Source organism: Acidovorax radicis N35, assembly GCF_000204195.1.
In the GTDB taxonomy this organism is placed as follows: Bacteria; Pseudomonadota; Gammaproteobacteria; order Burkholderiales; family Burkholderiaceae_C; genus Acidovorax; species Acidovorax radicis.
The window spans coordinates 176,828-201,169 of the sequence record NZ_AFBG01000006.1 but is presented as its reverse complement, the minus strand read 5'-3'; the positions used below and the strand labels follow the sequence as shown (position 1 = coordinate 201,169).

The window sequence follows — 24,342 nt, the reverse complement described above, 5'->3', positions numbered from 1 at the left end:
GGAAAGCCAGGTTTTTGAGTGTTTTTGGCCTCTGGCGCTTATCCATCAAGCGCTAATAGCTATCAAATTGATAGTTTCCTGAAGCCAGTGCCCTGCGCCAGCGGATAATCCGTCCATGTCCAGCCCCAAAGTTCTCTTCGGCTTTCACGCCGTGGGCGTGCGTTTGAAGACCGCGCCGAAATCCATCATCGAGATTTACTACGAGGTCACGCGGCGCGATGCCCGCATGCGCCAGTTCCTCGACCGCGCCCGCGAAGCCGGTGCCCGCCTGATCGAAGCCGACAGCGTGCGCATCGCCAAGCTGGCTGGCAGCCATGGCCACCAGGGGGTGGCCGCGCGCGTGGAGCCCGTGGCCCAGGTCACCTCCCTCGACGAACTGCTGGAGAACCTCGAAGCCGCCGGTATCGAACAGCCTTTGCTGCTGGTGCTCGACGGCGTGACCGACCCGCACAACCTGGGCGCCTGCCTGCGCGTGGCCGATGGCGCGGGCGCGCATGCCGTGATTGCCCCCAAGGACCATGCCGTGGGCATCAATGCCACGGTGGCCAAGGTGGCCAGCGGTGCGGCCGAGACCATGCCGTATTTCATGGTCACCAACCTGGCGCGCACGCTGGGCGAATTGAAGGAACGCAACATCTGGTGCATCGGCACCAGCGACGACGCGCCCAAAACCGTCTACCAGGTGGACTTGAAAGGCCCCGTCGCCCTGGTGCTGGGCGCCGAAGGCGACGGCATGCGCCAGCTCACGCGCAAGACCTGTGATGAGCTGGTCAGCATTCCCATGAAGGGCGCTGTGGAGAGCCTGAACGTGTCGGTGGCCAGCGGCGTGTGCCTGTACGAGGCGCTGCGCCAGCGCACCTGACACATCCTCAATTGCTGGGGCGCTCCCATCTTTCTGGGGTGCCCGGTCATTGTTCTTTGCGCCGGGGGCGCAGGCGCACCGCCATCAGGAAAAGCAGCGCCGCCAGCGCCACGGTTGCAGGCTGCGTGAGTGTGGGGATGGATTGCAAGGGCACCACGGCCAGGCCCTGGGTGGCGGTGTTGTCAGACAGGATGGCCTCGCCCACGGCGGCGGTGCTGGCCACAATCACCATCTGCCCGATGGTCACGGGCGTACCCGCCACGCGGCAGATCACGGTGGCGCCCGCCGGCACCGTGTCCCCCGCCAACCAGGCCGCATTCGTGCGGTCCAGCACACAGCCTGTCTGGCTCAAGCCAGGGGGCAACCCGGAGTCAATTGCGCAGCGCGTGCCGCCCACGGCATCCAGAAGTCCGGCATTGGTGCAAGAAAACGTCCCGGAATAGGGCTGCCCGGAGATTGCTTGCAAAGGCATGCCCGACAGGCTGATGACCATGTTCACCACCGCGATGGTGGTGGTGGCCGTGGCACTGTTGTTGCCGGTGTGTGCATCTCCCGGGGTGACCACCGTGGTGGTGATGGGCACTTGCCCCAGGGCGGGTGCCTGGTAGCGGAAGCTCAGCGACAGGATCTGCCCGTCGGCCAAGGTGGGGGGCACGCCCAAAAGGGCCACGGCACAGGTTGCAGTGTCGAAGCCGGCCATGGTCACCCCGGGCGGAGCGCTCACCAGTTGCACGGCAGCGGGGCAGTTCAGCGCAGCCCCGATGGCGATCGCGGGGGTCCAGGGGGTCGCTGCGGTACCGCTCAGGTTGGCAAACGTTGCCAGGACCGTTACCGATTCTCCAGCCAGCGCCGTCAGGGGCGCGCTGGCGGTGGTTTGCAGATCCACCGGGCTGATCACCGTGGTGCCTGTGGCTGAATTGTTGGCGGGCACGTCGTCGGGCGCGGGGCCGGCCACCGTGGCGACGGCGGTCACGGTTCCTCCCGCCGGAGCGGCGTACGAGAACACCAGGGGCGCCGCAGGGTCGGCACCGAGCACCGACGCGCCACCCGCGAGCGTGGCCGGGAAGCCCGAGAACACGTAGCGGCCTTGGCCCAGCGTGTCCACGCACGATGCGGACGCGCCGGTGGGCAGATTGGCAAAGCTCACCACGGTGTCGGTACAGCTGCGGTCCAGGGTCAGGGTGTATTGCAGCCCCGTGGCCGTGTCCGCGCCACGGTTCGCAAACGCCAGGCGCCCCTGCACCACGCTGCCCGGCCTTGCCGCAGCAGGCACAAAGATGGATGCGGCGGTGTCCCGCAGGAGCGGGTCAATCCAGAGCACGCCATTGCCGGCCGGGGACGTGATGTAGGTCCAGAGGTCCAGCCCCTTGGCATCCCCCCACCCGCCGGTGGCGGCACAGTCGGCGTTGGCATTGGCACCAGGGGGCCACCAGCGGTACAGCTGCGGCGAGGCGCCATAGACCAGCGTCGAATCCGCGCCGCCCAGCGCCTGCGCAGGGGTGGAGGCGGGTGGCGGTGAGCTGGGGCAGAGGGTTCCGTTCAGCTGGCCCACCAGGGTGCCGCTTTGGGTGACATAACCCCGGTCATCAAAATACACGGTGGTATTGCCTGCCTGCGGTCCGTTCAGCTTGGTGATGGTGGGGCCACCGCCAAAGGTCGCCGTGGCGGTGCTGGTCCCATTGCCATTGTTCTCGGTATCGATCATGGGCAGATGGATCTCGCCGGCACGCGCGGACGCGCGGTAGGCATAGGGCGCGGCACCGGACGGGAAGGCGGTGCCGGAGGCATCGTTGCCATCCCATGGCACATCCTGCGTGCCCGTGGCGGCGATGCCCGTGATGACCGCATTGGCCGTGTTGGAGGGGCTGAAGTCCACGCCATCGCGGCTCACGACGATCTGGAAGGTGGAGGCTCCGGTGATCGAAAGCCGGAACGTGCCCCCTGAACCCGGCACGGTGCGTGAACCGACGCTGGGCGGGCGTCCGCTGAATGTGACGGCCGACAGCGAGGGAGGCTGGGGCGTGAGCGGAATGCGCAGCGCCGTGAGCACCTTGTCCACCTCGGCCGCATGGGGGGCCGCAGGAGCAATGCTGCTAAAGAAAATCGGAAACTCCGGCCGCTGGGCCGACAGGCCCGCCGCCAGGTTCGTCACAAACGAATCGCTGCCGCGCACGCCCTTGTACAGCGGTTGCCCGTTGTCCAGAAACCCCAGCCGGTTGGCGTACAGCGCAAAGCCATTGGGATCGAGCCCCTCCAGTGCCTGCGAGTAGCGGTAACCGTCGAGCGTCACGTAGTCGTGGCGCGAATAGACCGGGCGGTTGTTCACCCCCGTGAAGCCCACCCAGGCGTAGGTGAACAGGCGGCCATCGAGGTTGCCGAGGCTGCTGGCGGACGCACGTACCGTGACGTCCCATGCAGCGGCAGTGCTGCTGCTGACGCGGGGGTTGAAAACGTCGCCATTGAGGTTGGTGGGGCCACTGCTGGCGGGCATGAACTGCACGCCGTAGACCCCGGACGATGGAACGCGGTAGGCGCAGGGTGCGAACCCATTAGTGACAGTGGCGCTACCGTCGGCGCTGTGGGGCCCGGCCAGCTCCTGAGTGCGCGTGTTCAGCTGACCCAGGCTGCCACCACCAAAACTACCCGAGGGCGGGCTGCTGGACGCACACGAGAAAGCCGCCACGGCTGGCAATGTCTCATCACCCGGCGTGCCGAAATCCTGCGGGTTGTACACCAGGATGTCGCCCCCGGTGGTGCGGTTGCTGGAGCCCAGCAGCACATATTCGCCCGCCTCGGCGTAGACATACAGAAAGGTGCGGCGCTGGACCTTGCCCACGTAGCGGTTGCCTGGCTGCAGGTCCAGATTGGCGCGGCATCCCCGGTTGAGCGTGTTGGCGCAGGTGCCGCCGCTGGTAGGGTAGGTGGACGGATACAGCGTACGGCTGCCCTCCGCCCAGGCCTGTGGAGCCGCGCCCAGCCCCACAAATGCGCTCAATGCCATGACGACGCCAAGGGTACTGTGGCGGCGATACGCGGGTAGTCCGTCGGACATGCGTGGGTCTCCCTGGTTCATTGTCTGGATGGTCCGAAGTGCCAACCTCTGTGCGATTCGCGGGGCTGGGTGGCTGTGCCGCACAGTCCCTAAGCCGCTGCTCAAAATTTTTCCCAGCATCGTGCCGAGGTGTATGCAGTATGAGTGGGCGCTTTAGATACACCGCATGAGTCTGCGGCCAGTCAAGCAGTCTGTTCCTTCGCACGCATGATCAACGCTTGATACCTCAAAGGGGCATGCTGCCAGTCTCTGGCTTTGCATGCATATTTTGCTGATGTTGGGCGGCAAGCCACAAGTGCGTTTGATAGCGGTAGTCGCTCGGCGTTGAACCGTATTGCTTTTTGAACAAGCGCGCTGTTTTGGTTCAGGCATCGCTGTGGCACAACCAGAACCGATTCGTGAAAGGCTTCCCCAAGGTCGCGCCCATTTGTAACGCTACCGGGTAAAGGGTGTAGGCCAATGGCCCGAATAACGGGCGCAGCGGGCATAAGTCTGGGAAATCGCACCGCTGGGCAGCGAAGCGCAGTACTGTGGTCCGACTAAGTAACTACTTGGTTGATCAAGGACTTTGAAGTCACCACAGAAGGTTTAACACCATGCCATCCGACAGCACTGCCACCCTCACCAATTCAGGGTACGCCACATGCGATGCTGCCCCCCTTCAGTCCAAATCCGGTCGAAAAAATCCCGCCTTGCTGTTGTGCCTGGGGCTTGTTTCGCTGCTGACAATGGCGTACGGCAATGTCGCATGGGCTGCGACAGCGCCGCCGCTTGGAACTGCCGCAAATTTCGGAATTGTCTCCAGTACGCTCTCCGGCACTGGCGCTCCGACGGTTGTCACAGGCTCGGTGTGTTATTCGACCGCCTCTGGGACATTGCCTGCCTTCAGCGGCATTACAAAGACCCCGTGCACTACAGAGATCAGCGACCAAAACACCGCATTGGCGGATTTGGATGCGCAGTTGGGTACGTGCATCTCTCTTGGCTCGTCAGTGGATCTGAGTGCGGCCGTTGTCGGCGGAGGTACGCCTGGCGTCATCCCACCTGGTTGCTATTCCAGTACGGGCGCCATGAGCATTGGGTCAACACTGACCCTCAATGGCGGCGGTGTCTATGTCTTCAGACCCGGAGCGGGTGCGGCAACTGCGGCGCTGAACACCGCTGCTGGATCCATTGTCACCCTGAATGGCGCTTGCGCGGGCGATGTCTTTTGGGCGCCCACCGCCGCGACGACACTGGGTGCGAACTCCACTTTCTTCGGAACAATCGTTGATGTTGCGGGCATCACCATGGGCGCGGGTGCTACCTTGGCAGGCCGAGCCTTGGCTGCGGGCGGTACCGTCACCACGAATGCGAATGCAATTGCCATCCCCGGTGCATGCACTCCAACTGCTGCTTTGCCGGTGATCCGGGTCACGAAAATCTCCAACGGTGGCGCAAGTACCTTCGATTTCAGCGGCAGCAACGGGTTTGCCAACCAATCCATCACGACCGTGATGTCCGGTGTGGCCGTATCTGGAAGTGCGCAGACACTGGCTGCAGCAGGTACCAGCACCACGATCACGGAAGCAGCGCCTCCGGTAGGCTATACCCTGGCCTCCATCAGTTGCACCGGCCTCGGTGCAGGTGGAACACAGGCGAACAACCTGGGGACGCGCACGGTCACGCTGGATGCAGCGGCCACCGCAGCAGGGGCGGCTATCGCGTGTACCTTCACCAACAACATGGATGGATTCGTGCCGCCCACGACTTCGATCCCGACGCTTTCCGAATGGGCGATGATCTTGCTGGCTGGGCTGATGGCCATCGTCGGCCTGGGTATGCGTCGCAAGGGCATGTAGGTCGCGCAATCGTAATGGGCCAAGCACAGATGGTGGGGGCGCGTAAGCGCCCCTTTTTTTGTGGTGGGCGCAGCGACGCAAAGCTCAACCGGTGTTATGGGGGGTGATCTGCTGACTCACTGTGAGTCCAAGAGCGTGCAGCGTGTGTGGGCTGTCCGTCGCGATGGAGCCGTGCCGCGCGATGGCCCTGGGCGCCGTTGGATGTTTGTTGCTAGGTAGCTTTCGGATTTTGTTGCACTTTTTTGGTGCATTTTCTGTCGCAGAACTGACAGCAAAATGTCCAGTGTGCCGCTAGGCTCCCCCATCGTTCTTTTCTCGGGGCATCCCATACCATGAGCCGTCGTCACTTTCTCTTGCGTGCCACCCAGGCCGTTGCTGCCACCGGTCTGCCTGCCTGGGCCCACACTGCCGTGGCGGCCGAAGAGGCGTTGACCGCCCGGACCATCAACCTGGGTTGCTCCATCGCACTGACCGGGCCCCTGGGCCAGGCAGGTATCGAGCAGGTGGCGGGCATGAAGGCCGCGTTCGCCGAGGTCAATGCCGCTGGTGGTGTGCACGGCCGCGAGATCCGCATGGACCCCAAGGACGACGGCTACGTGGCCAGTCGCACTCTCAAGAACGTGACCGACATGGTGGAGGCCCAATCTGTGTTCGCGCTGATCTCGCCGTTGGGCACGGCCAACACCGCGGCCATCCTGCCTCTGATTGAATCCAAGGGCATTCCTACCGTGGGGCCGGTGACTGGCGCCACCTCGCTGCGTGCGCCCGAGAACCGGCATGTGTTCTTCCTGCGGCCGACCTACCGCGAAGAGACGCAGCGCCTGGTCAAGCAGATCGTGGACATGGGCCTCAAGCGCATTGCCGTGGTGTACCTGGACAACCCCTTTGGCAAGGAAGTGCTCAAGGACATGTCCCGCGCACTGGACGAGATCAAGGTCGAGCGCGGCGGCGAGTTTGCACTGGCCGTGGACGGCAAGAACGGCGCTGAACTGGCCGACAAGGTGGCCGCCGAGCGCCCGGGCGCCGTGCTGCTGGCCACCACGGGCACGGCCAACACCACCTTCGTGCAGGCTTTTCGCGCCAAGGCGCAGGGCGTGCCGTTGGCGGGCCTGTCGGTCACGGTGATCTCTTCCGAGCTGCCCAAGCTGGCCGCGTCCACGCGTGGCCTGGCACTGGTGCAGGTGTTCCCGGATGCCAACTCCCAGAAATCGGTGGTGGTGCGCAGGTTCCAGAGCACCCTGAAAGCCACGGGCGCGAACGTGGCGTTCATGAACAGCGGCAGCGCGCTCGAAGGCTGGCTCAACGGCCAGATCATGATCGAGGGCCTCAAGAACGCAGGCAAGGACCTCACGCGCGACCGCCTGCGCGCAGGCCTGGCCAGCATCCGGTCGCTGTCGTTTGGCGACTTCAACGTGGGCTTTGGCAACAAGGCACCCTACATCGGATCGGACGCGATCTACCTGGCCGTGTACGCGGAAAACGGGCGCCGGATCAGCTGAGCGGGTTGTCTGAGCGTGCTGCTGGGCAGGAGCGCAAGCGCCTGGCCAGCCTTCGGCGCTGCCAACGCCTTCCCCGTCATCCCGGTTGTCCGGAGCTAGCTGCTTGTCGCAAAGCTGGTAAGTATCGGTTTCCGACGGGCGGTATCAGCCCAGGCTCTCCACATCAACGCCGATCACCAGCTGCGCTTTGAAGAACGCCTGCGTATGGGGCAGTCTCATGTGCAGATCCAGCGCATCCTGGCTGGAGAACGTCTCGATCAGCACAAATGCATCGGGATTCGACAGCGCCTGAAAGAATGTGAACTCAAGACAACCGACCTCCGTGCGGGTGTGGGTTTCCAGTGTCTGCAGCGCCTCGCGCAAAGCGACGGCGTGCTGCGGTTTTCCAGTGATGCGGGCGAGTTTCCTGATCACGGGAACAGCGGAAATTTCAGGGTTGTGTGTCATGGCACGGCGTCAAGATTAAGGAATGGGCAGGGTCAGGTTCGCAACGATGCGACGCACCCAGGGTGCTACGACGAGGGCGGTGGGAAAAGCCACTGGCCAGGTGGACAGAAAGTTTTTTAGCCATACCGCCGCGAATCCTGGATGAAAGCCTTCGTTCAGAAACAACAGCAGGCCCGACACGACGGACACCATGATGGTGGACAACAGGCCTCCAAAGATGACCGGAGCGTAGCGAGGGTGGAATTTCATTCAATACACCTTGTGGATTCAAAACATGCGTCTCAAGCGCACCGTCCACAAAGTATTTGCTCATTCGTCTGTGGTTGGTAGAAGATAAAATCGACCTAGTCTCATTCGAAAATGGAATGACCATGGACGTTTTTCGCAGCATGCAGATCATGGTGCGCGCCATCGAGTTGGGAAATCTGTCAGCAGCTGCGCGTGAGTTGGGCGTTACCCAGCCCACAGTCAGCAAGATCATTGCGGCATTGGAACGCGACCTCGCGGTGCGGCTGATCGAGAGAACCACCACGAAGTTCACGCCCACCGAGGCGGGCCTGCGTTTCTACGAGCGCGCCAAACAGATCCTCGAAGAGTACGCCGATGCCCGCGCCGACGCCTGCGGGTTGAGCGCTCAGGTGGCAGGCCTGTTGCGGGTCAACGCGCCGCTTGGGCTGGGAGAAATGCACCTCCACCGGATAACGCAATGCTTCGTTCGCCTGCACCCCAAAGTCGAAGTTGAGTTGGTCCTCAATGACCGCTTCGTCGACCTGGTGGAAGAGGGGGTCGATCTGGCCGTCCGCCTCGGTGGTGCACTGCCGGCCAGTGCCGTTGCGCGGGATCTGGCGACATCGGAGCGCTTCTTCGTTGCATCACCCGACTACCTGGCGCAGCACGGCGCGATTGAGCATATCGACGACCTGCAAAGGCACGAGTTCATCCGCTTTGCCTGGTTGGAGTCTGGCGCGACCGTGGAAGTAGCCGGTCCTGACGGGTCGCGCCACGTCGCATTGAGAGGGCGGTATTCGATCAACAGTGCCTTGTCGATTCGCCAGTCCGTGTGCGACGGTTGGGGCATAGCGATGACTCCAGCCTGGCTGGTGCAAGACCTGCTGGATGACGGCAAGCTGGTACGCATACTGCCGCGCTGGCAGGCGGCGGCCCAGACGCTGCGTCTTGTGTATCCCTCGCGGCGATACCAGCCCATGCGTGCAAGAGCCTTCATGGACTACCTGGAAAGCGAAATCGAGGCCGTGCCAGGGCTCACCACCTCGCGGCCCCGCTGCTGATCATTCCACGACACGGCGGGTGGGCGCCACCGCGGGCAAAAACCATGGGCCATGTCCGAAAATGGGGGCTGCGCTCAATATGGGGCTGCGCTCAATGTCAATGCCCCCGGCCGTGCTGAGCGTTTCATACCCATCCCACCGCCCCCAGCACAGCCCCCGCCCCCAGCATCCACAGCAGGTGCAGTTTGGTGCGCCATACCAGCACCACGGTCACTGCGGTCAGCAGCCACAGGGGCCAGTCGGCCGTCCACTCGCCGTGGGCGCGGGCCAGCACCCACGACGTCGCCAGCAGCAGGCCGATGACCACCGGCGCCATGCCCTGCTTGAAGGCGCGCACGCCGCGCCGCTCTCGGTTGCGGTGGCCCCAGCGGGTGGCGGTCCAGGTGAGCAGGCTGCTGGGCAGCATCACGCCCAGCATGCACACCGCCATGCCCAAAGCACCCAGCAACCAGCCGGCCAGGCCGGGGCCGCCTGCGTTGATGCCCACGTTCCAGCCCAGCAAGGCAATGAACAGCACGTTGGGGCCGGGTGCGGCCTGGGCGATGGCGATCGACGCGTTGAACTGCGGGTCGGTCAGCCAGGCCTGGCGCTCGACCAGGAAGCGGTGCATGTCGGGCGCGGTGGCGATGGCGCCGCCCACGGCCAGCAGCGACAGCGACATGTAGTACAGGAACAGGTTGAGCCAGTCGCCCGCGCTCAGGGCCAGCAACGGCGTGGTGAGGGTGGTGGCAGCGTTCATGGCGCGAGCTTTCTCCAGGTCAGCAGGCAGGCCGCACCACCGATCACCGGCAGGATCCATAGCAGCGGCAGCCTCAGCCACGCCATGGCCACGATGGTCAGGGCCGCAAACGCCACACACAGCGGGCGGCCCAGGGGGTGGTTCCTGATCGAGACAAACAGCTTGATGCCCACCCCCGCGATCAGCCCCGCTGCCACGGCGCCCATGCCGCGCAGCGCACCGGCCACGGCCGGGTGGCTGGAGAACTCGGCGTAGACCACGGCCAGGGCCAGCACCAGGACCAACGGAAACGTCAGCATGCCCGCCAGCGCCGCGAAAGCGCCGCGCAGGCCAAAGTAGCGGTCGCCGATCATGATACTGAGGTTGACCACGTTGGGCCCGGGCATGATCTGCGCCACGGCCCAGTCCTCGACAAACTCCTCGTTCGTCATCCAGCGCTTTTTCTCCACCAGCTCACGCTGCACCACGGCCAGCACGCCGCCAAAACCTTGCAGGGCCAGCCAGGTGAAGGACCAGAACAGGTCGGCCGGGTTGCGGGGCTGAGGCCGGTGTGGGGATTCGGGGGGCGGGGAGGGCAGATCGGTGGCAGTGGCCATGGCGAAATTAGGTAAAAATGGCCGCTAGCGCTTATCTGGCAAGCGCTAGCAGCTATTAAATCAGGAGTTTTTGAGATGCGCGGCCGGTGGTGCGGCGCATCCGCGCCATGTTACGCGGGCCACGCGGCCTGCGCAGGGTTGCGGGCCTCGCATTGCGGCAAGGCGGGGCCGGTGATTGGCGTCAGCGCCGAGGGGCGCGTGTCGTTATGCTGCGTGTCGGCGCAGCTCGGCGCTTGCGGCCGCTGCCACCTTTTATCGACCTCCCAAAGGATTTCCCGCCATGAAACTCATCCGCTATGGCCAGCCCGGCGCAGAGCGCCCCGGGCTGATCGATGCCACCGGCACGCTGCGCGACCTGTCGATGCTCCTGCCCGACCTGGGCCCGGCCCAGCTCAACCCGCGCACCCTGTCTGCGCTGGCCGCGCTGGATGCGAGCCGCCTGCCGGCCGTCTACGGCACGCCGCGACTGGGCAGCCCGGTGGGGGGGTGGGCAAGATCGTGTGTGTGGGGCTCAACTACGCCGACCACGCCAAAGAGGCGGGTATGCAGCCGCCCGCCGAGCCCGTGTTGTTCATGAAGGCCGTGACGGCGCTCAGCGGCCCCAATGACGACGTGCGCATTCCGCCCGGCGCCGTCAAGACCGACTGGGAGGTCGAGCTGGGCATCGTCATCGGCTCCCGTGCGCGCCAGGTGGCCGAGGCCGATGCGCTGCAGCATGTGGCGGGCTATGTGCTGGCCAACGATGTGTCTGAACGTGCCTGGCAGATGGAGCGCGGCGGCCAGTGGGACAAGGGCAAGGGCTACGACACCTTTGCGCCCCTTGGCCCCTGGCTGGTGACGGCCGATGAGGTGCCCGACCCGCACGCCATCGACCTGTGGCTGGAAGTGAACGGCCAGCGTGTGCAGAACGGCAGCACCCGCAACTTCATCTTTGGCGTGCCCACCGTGGTGTCCTACATCAGCCAGTTCATGACGCTGGAGCCGGGCGACGTGGTCCTGACCGGCACGCCCGCTGGCGTCGGGCTGGGGCAAAAGCCCACACCCTGGTTCCTCAAGCCCGGCGACGTGATGCGCCTGGGCGCCACGGGCCTGGGTGAGCAGGTGCAAAAGTGCGTGGGGGGATGAGGCGCCACCATCCGGCAACGCCCGGCAACGGCGCCAGCAGCGCCTGAACAGGCTCTGGATGGGCCGCGCTTATTTGCCCAGCTTGCCGATCAGCAGGTGGTCCTTGGTGCGCCAGCCGGCCTGCTCCGGGGTGCTCACCTTGAAGAGCTTCAGGTCTGCCTGGCTGGAGTGCTTGACGCGGTAGACCTTGAAGCTGGCCTGGTTGGCATAGGCCACAAAGAACCAGATGGCATCACCACTGGCCTGCGTGGCGTAGGCCACCTCGTGCCAGCACAGGTCGGCCTGGCTCTCGTGCGCGACCTCGCACACGCGGGCGTCGGCCTGGTTCTCGTATTTCACTTCCAGGATCTTGGCCATGGGCGTCCTTTTTGGCGGTCGTTCGGGGAAGGGGGTTTTCGGGGCGAGGTATTCACCCCGAAACCTGCGGTCCTACCGGCCAAGGGTACCCAGACTTTGGGCGCGCCAGCCCCGGGTTGCCCTGTAGAGATGTAAGATTTTTCATAAAAACAGGGCCTGGCGCTGGATGGTAAAGCGCTGGCAGCTATTAATTTTGAAGTAAATTGGGTGGCGACGGAGCCACGCCTTGAAGAGGGTTCGGAAGTTCATGGGATGCCAAGGGACACGACAAAAACGTTGCCCCGATTGGCGACATCCGCTGACAGCCCGGGGGGCGGCACCCCGGCAGTGGTGGGCGCGGGTGGCGCGCACAGTGGCCGGATGCGAATGCCACCCTTCCCACCTTCAGTCTGTGTCCCATGACCGCTGAACTGCTTCCCGCCCTGGGCTTTGTGCTGGTCGGCCTGCTGCTGGTCGTGATGACGCTGACCAGCTCCTTCATCGCGCGCGTGCCGCTCAGCTCTGCCATCCTGTACCTGGCGGTAGGCGTGGGCATTGGCCCCTGGGGGCTGGGCCTGCTGGTGCTGGACCCGGTGGGCGATGCCCCGCTGCTGGAGCGGCTGACCGAGATCGCCGTGCTCATCTCGCTGTTTACCGTGGGCCTGAAGCTGGAGCTGCCGCTGCGGGACCGGCGCTGGCGCATTCCGCTGCAGCTGGCTACCGTCTCGATGCTGATCACCGTGGGCGCCATCACCGCCGTGGGCGTGTGGCTGCTGCACCTGCCGCTGGGCGCTGCCGTGCTGCTGGGGGCCATCCTGGCACCCACCGATCCGGTGCTCGCGTCCGATGTGCAGGTGTCAGACCCGCAAGACCGCGACCGCCTGCGTTTTGGCCTGACGGGCGAAGGCGGCCTGAACGACGGGGCGGCGTTTCCGCTGGTGATGCTGGGCCTGGGGTTGATGTCGCTGCACGACCTGGGGGAGAGTGGCTGGCGCTGGTGGGCGGTGGACGTGCTCTGGGCCGTGGTGGGCGGCCTGGGGATCGGCTACGCGCTGGGTGTGGCGGTGGGACGGGCCATTCTGTACCTGCGCATCCGCCACCGCGAGGCATTGGGCCCGGACGAGTTCATGGTGCTGGGGCTCATCGCGCTGGCCTATGGTGTGGCCTTGTTGTGCCACACCTACGGCTTCCTGGCCGTGTTTGCTGCCGGGCTGGCGCTGCGGCGCGCGGCGGCGGAGCCAGTGGTATCCGTGGCATCGCCTGCTCAAGGCGACAACACCGATGGCGCAGCCCCCCTGGCTGCACAGGCGCCGGGCCACATGATGGAGTCGGTCGAGCGCTTCAACGCACAGTTGGAACGCCTGGCCGAAGTGACCGTGGTGCTGGTGGTGGGCGCGCTGCTCTCGGTGGTGGACTTTGGTACCGAGGTGCTGTGGTTTGTGCCCGTGCTGCTGCTCGTCATCCGCCCGTTCGCCGTGTATATGGGGCTGGTGGGCGCCAAGGTAGAGCGCTCGCAGCGCCGCCTCATCGCCTGGTTTGGCATCCGGGGCATTGGCTCCATCTACTACCTCATGTACGCCATCACGCACGACCTGCACCCGGTGATTGCACAGCGCCTGCTGGCGATCACGCTGGCGGTGGTGGTGGCGTCGGTGCTGCTGCACGGGGTGTCGGTGACGCCGCTGATGCGGCGCTACGAGACGCGCCGAAAGGCCAAGGCACAGCGGCCACGGTGAGTTAGCAAGCCCGGTTCAATCGAAAATGACCGCTAGCGCTTTATCTGTATGGTTTTATTGCTATGAGTTTTGTGGTTGTTGGGGGCGGTGCACCCCCTCTCGCCGCACCTCAGAGGCTGAGAGTTTTTTAGCCGAGCCGGGGCGTTTTCGCGTGCAAGGCGGGCATGGATAAAAGACTCTCAGCCTCTCAGACCCAGATGTCGTGGCAGGGCACGTGGGCCGGTGACAGGTTGATGTACTGCACCAGCCGGGGCCGTGTGCCCCGGTTGGGGCTGGGTCCATGGGGCAGGGCCTGGTGCCAGATCACCAGGTCACCCGCGCCTGCGCCGACGGGTGTGGCGCCCAGCGCATGCAGGTCTTGCTGGCGTGGGTCGGCAGCAGAGGGCAGGTGGGCCAGCCAGTCGCCCGCCCGGCGGTGAAAGCCCGGCACCAGGGTGAGGGCGCCTTGTTCGGGCGGCGTGTCCGTCAGGTACAGGATGCCCTGGGTGGCAAAGGGGATGGGCCGGTGCAGGCTCACATCCCAGTGCATACCCTGGCCCCCGTAGGGGTGGCCGGGGCGCTCCGGCGGGTTGAAGCCGCAGCGGTCGGTGCTGCGCCACAGGTCTGCCGTGCCCCACAGCTGCGCAAATGCCTTGTGGATGCGCAGGGAGCGCCGGTTGGCCTCGAACGCCGGGTGCTGGAACAGCTGCACCATGGTGTTGCGCGGGGAGTGGGCATACCACGACTCCACATCTGCAGGGTCAGCGCGCACGGCCTGCCACACCGCCTGCGCGGCGGCGGCGCTGTGTTCTGGCGTGGCGGCGTTGCGCACCACCACATAGCCATGCTCGTCCCAATATGCCAGGTCGTCCGCATCCAGCACGGGTTCCATCGCATCGATCCGGGCCTGCAACTGCAGCGCCGCTTCAGGGGGCGGCCCGCCATCCACAAGCGCTTGAATCCTCGCCACGGTGGCGGCATTGGGCGCGCCCGCCGTGCGCACGATCCAGTCCTCGAAGGCGGCGAACTCCGGGGCCTCGCGCAGCACGTGGTGCATGGTCTGCTCCAGTCCCACGCCCAGCGCAGCCAGCACGATCTGCGTGCGGTGGGCTTCTCCCTGGGCGCCCTCGAACACCACGCCCTGGCGTGCGGCCATCCAGCGTGACCAGCAGCGTTTGAGGTGTGGCACCTGCAGGGCGCCCCTCTCCGCATCGGGCGGCAAGGAGCCAGAAGCAGGTGGCGTGGTGGCTGGCGGGATGTGGGGGAGCATGGGTGCAACGAATCCAAAAACTGGTCGGGGTCAAAAGGTGCGGCCCGGGCCGAACCCTGCCCGCAGGCCTGCCGATTTTGCAGCGTGGCCCGCCATCACCGGGCCAAGGCAACTCCGCCTGCAAGCCGCTGTGCCACCACGTTGCGCACAGACTCCGGGGCGTTCTCCAGCAGGCTCGGCCAGTCTTCTTTGGCACGCGCCACCGTATCGCGCAACAAGGCCAGGTGCCGGGGTACGCGCAGCAGCCCGGCGGATTTCATCAGGCCCTCCATGTCATTCCAGGTCAGCGCCCGCAGCGTTTTGTCGATGGCGCGGTTCACCGCGTACTGGTGGTCGGGCACACCATCAAAAAACGCGGCCACACACACCGGGTCGTACACCGGCGCCAGCTGGGGCACGCGCCCGTCGGGGTACACCAGGGCCCAGTTCTTCAGGTGGGCGTCAGTGTTGCCCATCAGGATGAAGGCCACCATGCGCGCCAGGAACTCGCGCGTGTCCAGCACCGGCTGGCGGCTCAGGCGGTTGAGCACGCGCAGCATGGTGGCCCAGTCTTGCAGAGCGCCCTTGCCGTATTTCTGCCGAGGGGTGTAGCCCAGCACCTGGTTGAACTCTTCCATGTGCACGCGGGCGCCGCCGGGCAGGTGGTCAAAACGCTGCACGGCCAAAATTTCGTTGAAAGGCAGGGTGTCGGGCAGGTCCGCCTCGGCGCGGGTAATGACGCGCACGTCAGCACAGTGCAGGCCGAGCGCCTGGCACAGCTGGTAGCCCGTGTACTCGTTGGCTACCAGGTCGGGGTGGGCTGTGGTGGGCAGCTTCAAAATCACGCTGCCCGCTGCGCCCTGGCGGTGCACCGTGTAGCGGCGGCCGTCCTGCACCGCGCTGAACTTGGTGACCACGCCGGGCAGGGACGCCGCGTCTTCGACGGGGAATTCGACAAACCCCGGCTCCAGCACGTCCAGCCCCTGGGTGGTGTGCCAGTGCCGCACCACGTCCGGGATGCCGTCTTGCGCGGGCACGGGTTCCACCTCCAGCGCGCCCATCAGGTCGTGGCCCGCGGCGGCCAGCAGCTCGAACTCGTCGTCGGGGCTGCAGCCGCGCTCGCGCGCCAGGCGGTCGCGGTTGTGGCCTTCGGGCAGCAGGTTCTGGAAGTACACGGGCCAGCGCCCATCGGTGCGCACCAGCCGCGCATCGCGTGCTGATGCCAGGATCTGCTGCGTGGCTGCCTCGTCCGCGCCCTGGTAGCTGAGCGACAGGGTGGGGCGCTGCGGGTTGCGGATATAGCTCTCGTCAAACGACACGCGCAGGATGTCGCCGTATTGCGAGAGGTAGCCGATGGCCTCACGACGGCTTGCTGTCGTACTTGAATCGCCCGGCGCGCCGTCTGCCTGCGCAGGCCGGTGCAGGTACAGGCGCAGGTAGCGGATGGAGGTGCTCATGGGGTGTGGACCGGATGGGTGTGCGGGGTGCCGCTACGGTCAGCGGCGCAGACCATCCACGACCGAAGGCGGGGCATCCACACCCTCCGGCTGGCCCAGAAACTTGCCCCCCGACTGGATGAATGCCTCCAGGCTGGGCCGCAGGCTGCTGGGCACTGCAATGATGTCCATGCCCAGCACGCGCGCCATCTCGGCCAGGGTGGAGTAGCGCGGGTCCAGGTCGCCGCCTTCGGTGCGCTGCACCGTCATGCGGCTGAGGCCTGCGCTTTCGGCAAGCTGGGCCTGTGTCATCTGGTGGGCCTTGCGGGCGGCGGCGAGGGTGGGGATGAGGTCGGTAGACATGATGCTATTTATACTCTTTTTATTAAATAAGAGTATTTTAATAATCAAAATTCCATGCTGAATGCGCTCTTGGCTTTTGAGAAACCACCGTGAGCGAAGGGGAAGGCTGTGGTCCTTTCGCCTTGGGAGTCGACAGAGCGGGGAGGCTCCCCTCGTTGCGTCACGGTCAGTGCTCGATGGCCCTGTGTCATGCGAGCCGACCCATCCCGCAGGGAGCGTTGAACCGTGCATTGGGCTGCCAGTGCCTGCTGCTTTGGCAAAGCCTGCGAGCGTGCTGCATCAGCCAGGCGGTGACGACGGAGTTACGCAGCCACGTAGTGGGGATACCGTGCCCGGATGTCGGCCACATGGCCCAGGGTGCCCGAGAGGTGCACACGCAGCGCTGCCTGCGCGGCGTCGGGATCGTGTGCGGCCAGGGCCTCCACGATCGCGCGGTGGTCGCGCACCACCCGCGCCGCTTTGCCCGGTGACGGTAGATCGAGCCGGCGCAGCCGGTCCAGATGGCCACTGCGCTGGCGCACCAGTTCGTACAGATCCGGCACCCCGGCGGCGTCGTACATCAGGCGGTGGAACGCTTGGTCCGACGCGATGAAGTCTTCGGTATCGGCCGTTGCCAAGGCCGCCTGCAGATCCACCTGGGCGGAGAGTTTGGCGTGCAGCACGGCATCGTCGGTCAAGGCCAGGGTGCGAACCACTTCCAGTTCGATGGCGCAGCGCAGGAAGTACGCCTGAGTGGCCGATGCGATGTCGATGCGGCTGACCAAGGTAGCGTGCTGGGGATAGATGTCCACCAGGCCTTCCTCGCTCAGTTTGATCAGGGCGTCACGCACGGGGGTTTGGCTCAGCGCAAAACGTTCGGCCAATTCGGCCCGCGACAGCGGCGTTCCCGGTGCCAGTTCCAGAGAGAGGATGACCTCGCGCAGCCATTCAAAGACCTGAGGGGCTGCTTGGCGGGTCCGGTCGAACTTGTGGAATGTTTTCATGGGGATAAGAGCCGATGCGAGATTTTAGAGGGAGGCAAAATTGACGCACTAATACATTAGTGCTTTAATGCGCCGATAAAACTACATCCCTATGGAGACAAACCATGCACCGTGCCACCCGTCGCCTGACCCTGCTTGCTGCCTGCAGCGCCCTTAGCCTGGCCGCCATCGGCGCGCAGGCTGCCGACTGGCCTACCGCCAAGCCCATCACCTGGGTGGTTCCTTTCGCTGCGGGGGGCTCTACCGATGTAGTGGCCCGTGTGGTGGGGCAAGAGCTGTCGCTGGCCTTGAAGCAGTCGGTGGTGGTCGACAATCGCCCCGGCGCGGGAGGCGTGATCGGCGTTCAGTCCGTCGCCAAGTCGCCCGCCGACGGCTACACCCTCATTGGCGGAACGATCAGCACCCATGCCATCAATGCCGGGCTGTACAAAAAGCTGCCGTATGACCCGGTGAAGGACTTTGAGCCGATCACCTTGATTGCCTATGTGCCCAATGTGCTGATGGTCAACAGCGACCTGGGCGTGAACTCGGTGCAAGAGCTGGTGGCTTGGATCAAGAAGAACCCTGACAAGGCCTCCTATGCGTCGTCCGGTGCAGGCACCTCCACCCACTTGACCGGTGCGCAGATGGCCGAGCTGATCAAGGTGCCCATGCAGCACATCGCCTACAAGGGCAGTCCGCAGGCGTTGCAGGACGTGGCCGCTGGCAACGTGCCATTTCTGTTTGACCAACTCACCGCCGGCATGCCGTTGGTAAAAGCCGGCAAGCTGAAGTTTTTGGCCGTTACCACCAAGGCGCGCTCGCCGCTGGCACCGGATGTGCCCACCACTGCAGAGGCGGGTTTCCCTGGCCTGGACCTGGTGTCCTGGCAGGCCGTGTACGCGCCCAAGGGCACCCCCAAGGACGTGATCAGCCGGCTGAACACCGCGATCATCAAGGCGCTGAACGCCCCCGAACTTAAGAACAAGCTGGAGACCCAGTTCGGTATGCAGGTCGTGGGCAGCACCCCCGCCGAGCTGGCCGCCGTCACCCAAAAAGATGTCACCCGCCTGGGCGAACTCGTCCAGAAAGTCGGCGCCACCGTCGATTGATGGCTCGCCCCAGGCTGCGCGGACTGCGCCGGTTGCCCAGTAACCCGGCCGCACAGCACAGCACAACCGATTGTGCGGGCGCTTCAAAGCTGCCGCTCCACGGCTTTTTTGATCGAACCACCCAGCCCTGTTGAAAGAACACGTTTTCATGGCACGCGACACCACTATCACCCGCGTTTTGGTCACTCCCATCGCTTTTCGCGACGGTCCGTTGCTCAACGCAGCCGGTATCCACGAACCCTGGGCGTTGCGCGCCATCGTCGAGATCGAAACCAGCGACGGCCGGGTTGGCATCTCCGAGACCTATGGCGATGAACCGATGCTCCAGATCCTGGCGCAGGCCACGCCGCTGCTGATCGGCCTGTCGCCCTTCGCCCTCAACACCATGGAAGAGCGCGTGCGCGCCACCGTCAAGGCGGTGCCCGGCGCCATCGAGTTTGAGCTGGCGCCGGGCTCCCACGCCATCAAGAACGTACCCAAAGTGATCAGCACCTTCGAGGTCGGCATGCTCGATCTGCAGGGGCAGATTGTTGGCGCGCCGGTGGTGGACCTGCTGGGCGGCAAGGTGCGCGATGCCGTTCCGTACAGCGCCTACCTGTTCTTCAAATACGCCGAACACATCGACATGCCGTATGCCCCCGACGCCTGGGGCGAAGGCATCAGCCCCGCGCAGATCGTGGCGCAGGCGCAGCGCATGATCGACTTCTATGGCTTTCAGAGCATCAAACTCAAGGGCGGCGTGTTCGAGCCCGCGCACGAGGTGGCCTGCATGCAGGCCCTGGCCAAGGCCTTCCCCGGCGTGCCGCTGCGGCTGGACCCGAACGCCAACTGGTCGCTGGCGGCCAGCATCGCCGCGGCCCCGGCACTGGACGACATCCTGGAGTACTACGAAGACCCCACGCCGGGCCTTGCAGGCATGGCCGAACTGGCGAAACACACCAAGCTGCCGCTGGCGACCAACATGGTCATCACCACCATGGAGGATTTTCGCAAGGGCTGCGAAATGGGTTCGGTGAAAGTGCTGCTGTCCGACCACCACTACTGGGGCGGCCTGCGCGCCACCCAGACGCTGGCGCGCATGTGCCGGCTGTGGGGGCTGGGCATGTCGATGCACTCCAACTCCCACCTGGGCATCAGCCTGATGGCCATGACCCATGTGGCAGCGAGCGTCCCCAACCTGACCTACGCCTGTGACACCCACTATCCCTGGCAAGAGGAAGAAGTCGTCAAGGGCGGGCGCATCCGTTTCGACAAAGGCTCGGTGGTGGTGCCGACGACCCCCGGCCTGGGCGTGGAACTGGACCGTGGTGCCATGGCCGTGTTGCACGAGCAGTACAAGACCTGCGGCGTGCGCAACCGTGACGACTTGACGCAAATGCGCAAGTACGACCCGTCCTTCAGCGGAAAGACCCCGAGGTTTTGAACCTGTGCAGTGGCGGCGTACCTGTTTTTTTGAAAAGAAAATGCTATCAAAAATGTAGCTGATAGCGCTTTGGAATCGAGCGATAGAGGCCAAAAAACTCAAAATTCTGTGCGCTGGGCATGGCTTGCTCTGTCGCACGTCACCGCACCGCACTTGGCGGTCCGTAGGTTGGGTTAGCCCGCAGGGCGTAACCCGACAGCTCACATAGGCCCAAAGCGTCGGGTTACGCTTCGCTAACCCGACCTACTTGGCTCCGGAGAACCATTCACATGTTGCGCATCCATATCACCGGCGCGTCAGGCTCCGGCACCTCCACATTGGCTGCGGCCCTTGCTGCCGTGCTGGGCGGGGTGCATCTTGAATCCGATGACTATTACTGGCTGCCCACGTCACCGCCGTTCACCACCAAGCGCGATCGCTCCGAACGCCTGTCTCTGCTTCTGAACGATCTTCGCGCCAGCAATGTGGCTGTGCTGGCCGGATCTGTGGCCGAGTGGGGGCGCGATCTGGAGGATTGCTTCGATCTCATCGTCTTCCTTTGTCTGGATACCCCGACGCGCGTTGCGCGCCTTCAGCGCCGGGAGACGGAGCGCTTCGGCCATGTGAACCCCGCATTTCTGGAGTGGGCGGCTCAGTACGATGAGGGCTTGTTGCCGGGCAGAAGCCTGGCAAGGCAACGGGCCTGGCTGGGGGCGCGAAGCTGTCCTGTTATCGAGCTGCGCTCAGACGCTTCGGTGGAGGAACTGGTGACGACGATGGTGCAGGCACTTCCTCGCAGGTCACTCCCTGACGACAGCCTGCGTTGAAAAAAGGCCACGGGAAGAAAGCAATCATTCGGTGGGTGCGGGCAGCGTCTGGCTTCGTTGCTGGCAAAATCGGTGCGCTTCATCCGCCAGCCAGTCCCGCACCAGCTGCATCGCCGGGCTGGGGTGTGCGGTGGTCACAAACGAATACGCCGCACGCGACAACACGCTGCGCCCCAGCAGCGGCACCAGGCGCCCCGCTTTCACGTCCTGCAGCACCAGCGCCGCGCGGCCCATGGCAATGCCTTGGCCGGCCAGGGCGGCGCCCAGGGCCAGTTGCGACAGGTTGAACTGCTGCCCGCCTGCCCAGGGCGGCGGTGTGGCGCCCACCTGGGCAAACCAGTGTTGCCATTCTTCATACGTGTCGGCGCCGTCCCAGGCGCTGCCATCGTGCAGCAGCCAGTCGCCGTGCAGGTCTTGCGGCTGGGTGATGGGCGGGTGGCGGGCCAGGAATTCGGGGCTGGCCACGGGGATGAGCCATTCGTCCAGGAACACGGTGGCGTTCAGGTCGCGGTAGCCGCCCAGGTCAAAGCGCACGGCGGCCTCGATGCCATCGCGCACCATGCGGGTGCGGTCCAGCGTGTGGAATTCGCCAAACACGCGCAGGCCGGTGTGCGGGTGCTGGCGAAAGAAGTCGCCCAGGCGGGGCGTGAGCCAGCTCATGGCGAAGGAGGGTGAGCAGCTCAAGGTGGCGGTGGCGGACTCGGGCGGCTGGCGCATCTGGGCCAGGGTGCCTTCGATGGCGTCAAAGCTCTCGCGCAGCACCACGGCCAGCCATTTGCCCTCGGGCGTGGGCACCAGGGCGCGTGGGGTGCGCAAGAACAGCGGGCGGCGCAGCCAGTCTTCGAGCTGCTTGACCTGCTGGCTGACGGCGCCCTGGGTGATGCACAGCTCGGCTGCCGCCTTGGTAAAGCTGCCGTGGCGGGCCGCTGCATCAAAACTGCGCAGCCAGGCCAGCAGGGAGGGGGAGAGGCGTATGTCCATTATTAATACTAATGCTGCGCTCACTATAAATGGCTTGTGACAGTGGCATGACCGGCGAAGAATGCAGGCAAGACTTCAACGAACTGAATGAATCTGTATGACGCCTGCTGAACGAACGCCTGCTATGGATGCGATGCTGGCCAACCATCTGCGCAATGCCCAGCCCGCGCTGTGGACCAACCCGGCCCGGCAGGCGCATCCCCCGGCGGCGTTGCAGGCACTGGGGCGCAGCATTAGTCTGGATGATACGCAGGCCGCTGCCGCCCGGCTGGCCCGGTTTGCCGGGTTGCTGGCGGACGTGTTTCCCGAGCTGGCGGCCACCGGGGGCGTGGTGGAGTCGCCCCTGCTGCCTGCTGCGGCGCTGGCGCCTGCACTGGGCATGGCCGAAGCGCAAGGCTGCCTGTTCATCAAGGCTGACCACAGCCTGCCCGTGGCGGGCTCCATCAAGGCCCGGGGTGGCATGCACGAGGTGCTGGAGTTTGCCGAGGGACTGGCACTGCAGCACGGGCTGGTGTTGCCCGGTGGCGACTACCGCGCGCTGGCCACCCCGGCGGCGCGCGAGGTGCTGGGCCGCTACCAGGTGGCCGTGGGTTCCACGGGCAACCTGGGGATGAGCATCGGCGTCGTGGCATCGGCCCTGGGCTTTCAGGCCACGGTGCACATGTCGGCCGATGCCAAGGAGTGGAAGAAAGACCGTCTGCGCCAGCGTGGTGTGCAGGTGGTGGAACACACGGGCGACTACGAACGCGCCGTGGCCGCAGGCCGTGCCGAGGCGGCCAGCAACCCGCTGTGCCACTTTGTGGACGACGAGCAATCGTTCTCGCTGCTGCTGGGCTACAGCGCAGCCGCGCTGCACCTGCAAAAGCAGCTGGCGGCGCAGGGTGTGGCGGTGGATGCCGAGCACCCGCTCATCGTGTACCTGCCTTGCGGGGTGGGCGGCGCGCCAGCGGGCATCACTTTTGGCCTACGGCAGTTGCTGGGGCCGCATGTGCATTGCTTTTTTGCAGAGCCAGTGCAGTCGCCGTGTTTTCTGGTGCAGATGCTGGCCGATTCAACGCAGGGGGTGGGCGATCATCCGTCGGTGTACGACTGGGGCCTGACCAACCGCACCGAGGCGGATGGCCTGGCCGTGCCGCGTGCGTCGCTGCTCGCGGCCGAGCTGATGCAGCCGCTGCTGTCGGGTGTGTTCACCGTGAGCGATGACACCTTGTTTGCGCAGCTGGTGCTGGTGCTGGATGCCCTGGGCGAGCGCATCGAGCCCTCGGCTGCGGCAGGCTTCAGCGGCCCGGCCATGCTGACGGGCACCCCGGCCGGGCAGGCCTGGCTGCGCAGCACGGGCATTGATGCCGTGTTGCATCAGGCCACCCATCTGGTGTGGACCACGGGCGGCCTGCTGGTGCCCGATGCGCAGTACCAGGGCTTTGTGCAGCGCGGGCGGGCCGTGCTCGCGGCGCAAGGCTGATTGTTGTCATTCCCCGATTTGTCTATCCCCCAACCTTTGTCACCTTTGGAGATAACCCCATGAACCGCAAGCAACTGCTTTTGTCGTCCGCCATCCTCTGTGCCTTGGGGGCCGCTGCGTGGGGCCCAGCTGTGGCGCAAGAGGCTGTTTTCCCCAGCAAGCCCATCACGCTGGTGATTCCGTTCCCGCCCGGTGGCGCCACGGATGTGCTGGGCCGCCTCATTGGCAAGAAGCTCGGCGACAAGCTGGGCCAGAGCGTGGTGATCGACAACCGCGCCGGGGCGGGCACCACCATCGGCGCAGCCTATGTGGCCAAGGCGGCGCCGGACGGCTACACGCTGCTGATGAGTTCGGGCACCACCTTCACCGTGAACCCCGCCGTGCGTGCCAAGCTGCCGTACGACCCGGTCAAGAGTTTTGAGCCCATCGGCATTGCAGGGCGAACCAGCCTGATCCTGTTGGCCAACAAGGATGTGCCGGTCAGCGACGTGAAGCAGTTTGTGGCCATGGTGAAGGCCGCGCCCGACAAGTATTCGTACGGCTCGTATGGCGCGGGCACCACGTCGCAGTTTGCGGGCGAGATGTTCTTCCACGCGGCGGGTCTCAAGATCCAGCATGTGCCCTACAAGGGCAGCTCGCCCGCCATGGTGGACCTGATGGGTGGGCAGATTCCGTTCACGGTCGACACCGTGTCGGCCGCGCTGCCACAGCTCAAGGACGGCAAGATCAAGGCCATTGCCGTGACAGCGGGCAAGCGTTCGGCCCTGCTGCCCAAGGTGCCCACCCTGGCCGAAAGTGGCTACCCCGGCGTGGAGATGGACACCTGGCTGGCCATGATGGCGCCACGCGGATTGCCGCCAGCGGTGAAGGCGCGGCTGGAGCTGACGCTGGCGCAGGTGGTGGCAGACCCCGAAACCCGCGACAAACTGATCGCCGTGGGGTTTGAACCCACCTATGCTTCCGCCAAAGCCGTGAGCGAGCTGATCGACAAGGAACTGCCGTTGATGCGCGCCGTCGCGCAGCGTGCGGTCATCGCGGCAGACTGAT

21 protein-coding genes and 1 pseudogene are annotated in these 24,342 nt (G+C 65.1%); 11 read left to right on the top strand and 11 right to left on the bottom strand.

The genetic code is table 11. The features are described 5' to 3' along the window. Window positions 1-115: 115 nt before the first annotated feature. Entirely contained in the window at window positions 116-862 is a 747-nt protein-coding gene (gene rlmB, locus ARADN35_RS0102200) for a 23S rRNA (guanosine(2251)-2'-O)-methyltransferase RlmB (protein WP_010458522.1), read from the top strand. 46 nt (window positions 863-908) lie between these two features. On the opposite strand, the gene ARADN35_RS0102195 is transcribed toward rlmB, so the two are convergent. Further along, window positions 909-3,914 carry a hypothetical protein gene (locus tag ARADN35_RS0102195; RefSeq protein WP_139019154.1) on the bottom strand — a complete coding sequence of 1,002 codons (3,006 nt, stop codon included), beginning with the start codon at window positions 3,912-3,914 and terminating at the stop codon, window positions 909-911. 596 nt (window positions 3,915-4,510) lie between these two features. On the opposite strand from ARADN35_RS0102195, the gene ARADN35_RS27125 reads away from it, so the two are divergent. Further along, window positions 4,511-5,755 (top strand): IPTL-CTERM sorting domain-containing protein, encoded by a 1,245-nt coding sequence (locus ARADN35_RS27125; RefSeq protein WP_081474551.1) that lies wholly within the window; start codon window positions 4,511-4,513, stop codon window positions 5,753-5,755. A gap of 332 nt (window positions 5,756-6,087) precedes the next feature. Further along, window positions 6,088-7,254 carry an ABC transporter substrate-binding protein gene (locus ARADN35_RS0102180; RefSeq protein ID WP_029412962.1) on the top strand — a complete coding sequence of 389 codons (1,167 nt, stop codon included), beginning with the start codon at window positions 6,088-6,090 and terminating at the stop codon, window positions 7,252-7,254. 144 nt (window positions 7,255-7,398) lie between these two features. Here ARADN35_RS0102180 and ARADN35_RS0102175 read toward each other — a convergent pair whose 3' ends face one another. Beyond that, on the bottom strand, window positions 7,399-7,701 hold the full coding sequence (locus ARADN35_RS0102175) for a putative quinol monooxygenase (protein WP_081474546.1): 303 nt from the start codon (window positions 7,699-7,701) through the stop codon (window positions 7,399-7,401). 15 nt (window positions 7,702-7,716) lie between these two features. Next, window positions 7,717-7,950, bottom strand: coding sequence for a DUF2798 domain-containing protein (locus ARADN35_RS0102170; protein WP_010458512.1), 234 nt, complete (start codon window positions 7,948-7,950; stop codon window positions 7,717-7,719). A 122-nt stretch (window positions 7,951-8,072) separates the two neighbouring features. Here ARADN35_RS0102170 and ARADN35_RS0102165 point away from each other — a divergent pair, with 122 nt between their 5' ends. Continuing rightward, window positions 8,073-8,990, top strand: coding sequence for a LysR family transcriptional regulator (locus ARADN35_RS0102165; protein WP_010458510.1), 918 nt, complete (start codon window positions 8,073-8,075; stop codon window positions 8,988-8,990). Window positions 8,991-9,114: 124 nt separating this feature from the next. Here ARADN35_RS0102165 and ARADN35_RS0102160 read toward each other — a convergent pair whose 3' ends face one another. Then, complete coding sequence (locus ARADN35_RS0102160) at window positions 9,115-9,729, bottom strand: chromate transporter (RefSeq protein ID WP_010458508.1); 615 nt, start codon at window positions 9,727-9,729, stop codon at window positions 9,115-9,117. Continuing rightward, complete coding sequence (locus ARADN35_RS0102155) at window positions 9,726-10,325, bottom strand: chromate transporter (protein ID WP_010458506.1); 600 nt, start codon at window positions 10,323-10,325, stop codon at window positions 9,726-9,728. The genes ARADN35_RS0102160 and ARADN35_RS0102155 overlap by 4 nt, the downstream gene beginning before the upstream one ends. Window positions 10,326-10,605: 280 nt before the next feature. On the opposite strand from ARADN35_RS0102155, the pseudogene ARADN35_RS25655 reads away from it, so the two are divergent. After that, window positions 10,606-11,450 (top strand): annotated as a pseudogene (locus ARADN35_RS25655) (fumarylacetoacetate hydrolase family protein). A gap of 69 nt (window positions 11,451-11,519) precedes the next feature. On the opposite strand, the gene ARADN35_RS0102145 reads toward ARADN35_RS25655, so the two are convergent. Then, window positions 11,520-11,807 (bottom strand): 7(1) septoil knot domain-containing protein, encoded by a 288-nt coding sequence (locus ARADN35_RS0102145; protein WP_010458504.1) that lies wholly within the window; start codon window positions 11,805-11,807, stop codon window positions 11,520-11,522. Between the two features lie 398 nt (window positions 11,808-12,205). Between ARADN35_RS0102145 and ARADN35_RS0102135 the strand changes: the two genes are divergently transcribed. Then, complete coding sequence (locus ARADN35_RS0102135; RefSeq protein ID WP_010458501.1) at window positions 12,206-13,522, top strand: cation:proton antiporter; 1,317 nt, start codon at window positions 12,206-12,208, stop codon at window positions 13,520-13,522. Between the two features lie 187 nt (window positions 13,523-13,709). Here the strand turns inward: ARADN35_RS0102135 and ARADN35_RS0102130 are convergent, their stop codons facing one another. From ARADN35_RS0102130 to ARADN35_RS0102115, 4 genes are all read right to left on the bottom strand, one after another. After that, window positions 13,710-14,771, bottom strand: coding sequence for a phytanoyl-CoA dioxygenase family protein (locus ARADN35_RS0102130; RefSeq protein ID WP_100199479.1), 1,062 nt, complete (start codon window positions 14,769-14,771; stop codon window positions 13,710-13,712). A gap of 95 nt (window positions 14,772-14,866) precedes the next feature. After that, window positions 14,867-16,207: a type II toxin-antitoxin system HipA family toxin gene (locus ARADN35_RS0102125; protein ID WP_010458496.1), complete on the bottom strand. Its 1,341-nt coding sequence runs from the start codon at window positions 16,205-16,207 to the stop codon at window positions 14,867-14,869. A gap of 39 nt (window positions 16,208-16,246) precedes the next feature. Next, complete coding sequence (locus ARADN35_RS0102120) at window positions 16,247-16,549, bottom strand: helix-turn-helix transcriptional regulator (RefSeq protein ID WP_010458494.1); 303 nt, start codon at window positions 16,547-16,549, stop codon at window positions 16,247-16,249. Between the two features lie 302 nt (window positions 16,550-16,851). Continuing rightward, the gene (locus ARADN35_RS0102115) at window positions 16,852-17,532 is read right to left on the bottom strand and encodes a GntR family transcriptional regulator (protein WP_010458492.1); all 681 of its coding nucleotides are present in this window, start codon (window positions 17,530-17,532) and stop codon (window positions 16,852-16,854) included. A gap of 104 nt (window positions 17,533-17,636) precedes the next feature. Between ARADN35_RS0102115 and ARADN35_RS0102110 the strand changes: the two genes are divergently transcribed. The 3 genes from ARADN35_RS0102110 to ARADN35_RS0102100 all read left to right on the top strand — a co-directional run bounded on the left by ARADN35_RS0102110 (window position 17,637) and on the right by ARADN35_RS0102100 (window position 20,852). Further along, a complete protein-coding gene (locus ARADN35_RS0102110; RefSeq protein WP_010458489.1) occupies window positions 17,637-18,623 on the top strand; it encodes a Bug family tripartite tricarboxylate transporter substrate binding protein in 987 nt (328 codons plus the stop codon). 148 nt (window positions 18,624-18,771) lie between these two features. Continuing rightward, a complete protein-coding gene (locus tag ARADN35_RS0102105; RefSeq protein ID WP_010458477.1) occupies window positions 18,772-20,046 on the top strand; it encodes a glucarate dehydratase family protein in 1,275 nt (424 codons plus the stop codon). Window positions 20,047-20,315: 269 nt separating this feature from the next. After that, the gene (locus ARADN35_RS0102100) at window positions 20,316-20,852 is read left to right on the top strand and encodes a P-loop NTPase family protein (RefSeq protein WP_010458476.1); all 537 of its coding nucleotides are present in this window, start codon (window positions 20,316-20,318) and stop codon (window positions 20,850-20,852) included. A gap of 24 nt (window positions 20,853-20,876) precedes the next feature. On the opposite strand, the gene ARADN35_RS0102095 is transcribed toward ARADN35_RS0102100, so the two are convergent. Continuing rightward, window positions 20,877-21,833 carry a LysR substrate-binding domain-containing protein gene (locus ARADN35_RS0102095; RefSeq protein ID WP_010458475.1) on the bottom strand — a complete coding sequence of 319 codons (957 nt, stop codon included), beginning with the start codon at window positions 21,831-21,833 and terminating at the stop codon, window positions 20,877-20,879. A 97-nt stretch (window positions 21,834-21,930) separates the two neighbouring features. Here ARADN35_RS0102095 and ARADN35_RS0102090 point away from each other — a divergent pair, with 97 nt between their 5' ends. Next, the gene (locus ARADN35_RS0102090; protein ID WP_050812417.1) at window positions 21,931-23,295 is read left to right on the top strand and encodes a D-serine ammonia-lyase; all 1,365 of its coding nucleotides are present in this window, start codon (window positions 21,931-21,933) and stop codon (window positions 23,293-23,295) included. A 59-nt stretch (window positions 23,296-23,354) separates the two neighbouring features. Next, complete coding sequence (locus ARADN35_RS0102085; RefSeq protein ID WP_010458473.1) at window positions 23,355-24,341, top strand: Bug family tripartite tricarboxylate transporter substrate binding protein; 987 nt, start codon at window positions 23,355-23,357, stop codon at window positions 24,339-24,341. Window position 24,342 lies beyond the last annotated feature (1 nt).

Excerpts from the sequence above, each read along its gene's own strand:
- rlmB (WP_010458522.1), top strand. The coding sequence starts at position 116 with ATGTCCAGCCCCAAAGTTCTCTTCGGCTTTCACGCCGTGGGCGTGCGT.
- ARADN35_RS0102195 (WP_139019154.1), bottom strand. The coding sequence starts at position 3,914 with ATGTCCGACGGACTACCCGCGTATCGCCGCCACAGTACCCTTGGCGTC.
- ARADN35_RS27125 (WP_081474551.1), top strand. The coding sequence starts at position 4,511 with ATGCCATCCGACAGCACTGCCACCCTCACCAATTCAGGGTACGCCACA.
- ARADN35_RS0102180 (WP_029412962.1), top strand. The coding sequence starts at position 6,088 with ATGAGCCGTCGTCACTTTCTCTTGCGTGCCACCCAGGCCGTTGCTGCC.
- ARADN35_RS0102175 (WP_081474546.1), bottom strand. The coding sequence starts at position 7,701 with ATGACACACAACCCTGAAATTTCCGCTGTTCCCGTGATCAGGAAACTC.
- ARADN35_RS0102170 (WP_010458512.1), bottom strand. The coding sequence starts at position 7,950 with ATGAAATTCCACCCTCGCTACGCTCCGGTCATCTTTGGAGGCCTGTTG.
- ARADN35_RS0102165 (WP_010458510.1), top strand. The coding sequence starts at position 8,073 with ATGGACGTTTTTCGCAGCATGCAGATCATGGTGCGCGCCATCGAGTTG.
- ARADN35_RS0102160 (WP_010458508.1), bottom strand. The coding sequence starts at position 9,729 with ATGAACGCTGCCACCACCCTCACCACGCCGTTGCTGGCCCTGAGCGCG.
- ARADN35_RS0102155 (WP_010458506.1), bottom strand. The coding sequence starts at position 10,325 with ATGGCCACTGCCACCGATCTGCCCTCCCCGCCCCCCGAATCCCCACAC.
- ARADN35_RS0102145 (WP_010458504.1), bottom strand. The coding sequence starts at position 11,807 with ATGGCCAAGATCCTGGAAGTGAAATACGAGAACCAGGCCGACGCCCGC.
- ARADN35_RS0102135 (WP_010458501.1), top strand. The coding sequence starts at position 12,206 with ATGACCGCTGAACTGCTTCCCGCCCTGGGCTTTGTGCTGGTCGGCCTG.
- ARADN35_RS0102130 (WP_100199479.1), bottom strand. The coding sequence starts at position 14,771 with ATGCTCCCCCACATCCCGCCAGCCACCACGCCACCTGCTTCTGGCTCC.
- ARADN35_RS0102125 (WP_010458496.1), bottom strand. The coding sequence starts at position 16,207 with ATGAGCACCTCCATCCGCTACCTGCGCCTGTACCTGCACCGGCCTGCG.
- ARADN35_RS0102120 (WP_010458494.1), bottom strand. The coding sequence starts at position 16,549 with ATGTCTACCGACCTCATCCCCACCCTCGCCGCCGCCCGCAAGGCCCAC.
- ARADN35_RS0102115 (WP_010458492.1), bottom strand. The coding sequence starts at position 17,532 with ATGAAAACATTCCACAAGTTCGACCGGACCCGCCAAGCAGCCCCTCAG.
- ARADN35_RS0102110 (WP_010458489.1), top strand. The coding sequence starts at position 17,637 with ATGCACCGTGCCACCCGTCGCCTGACCCTGCTTGCTGCCTGCAGCGCC.
- ARADN35_RS0102105 (WP_010458477.1), top strand. The coding sequence starts at position 18,772 with ATGGCACGCGACACCACTATCACCCGCGTTTTGGTCACTCCCATCGCT.
- ARADN35_RS0102100 (WP_010458476.1), top strand. The coding sequence starts at position 20,316 with ATGTTGCGCATCCATATCACCGGCGCGTCAGGCTCCGGCACCTCCACA.
- ARADN35_RS0102095 (WP_010458475.1), bottom strand. The coding sequence starts at position 21,833 with ATGGACATACGCCTCTCCCCCTCCCTGCTGGCCTGGCTGCGCAGTTTT.
- ARADN35_RS0102090 (WP_050812417.1), top strand. The coding sequence starts at position 21,931 with ATGACGCCTGCTGAACGAACGCCTGCTATGGATGCGATGCTGGCCAAC.
- ARADN35_RS0102085 (WP_010458473.1), top strand. The coding sequence starts at position 23,355 with ATGAACCGCAAGCAACTGCTTTTGTCGTCCGCCATCCTCTGTGCCTTG.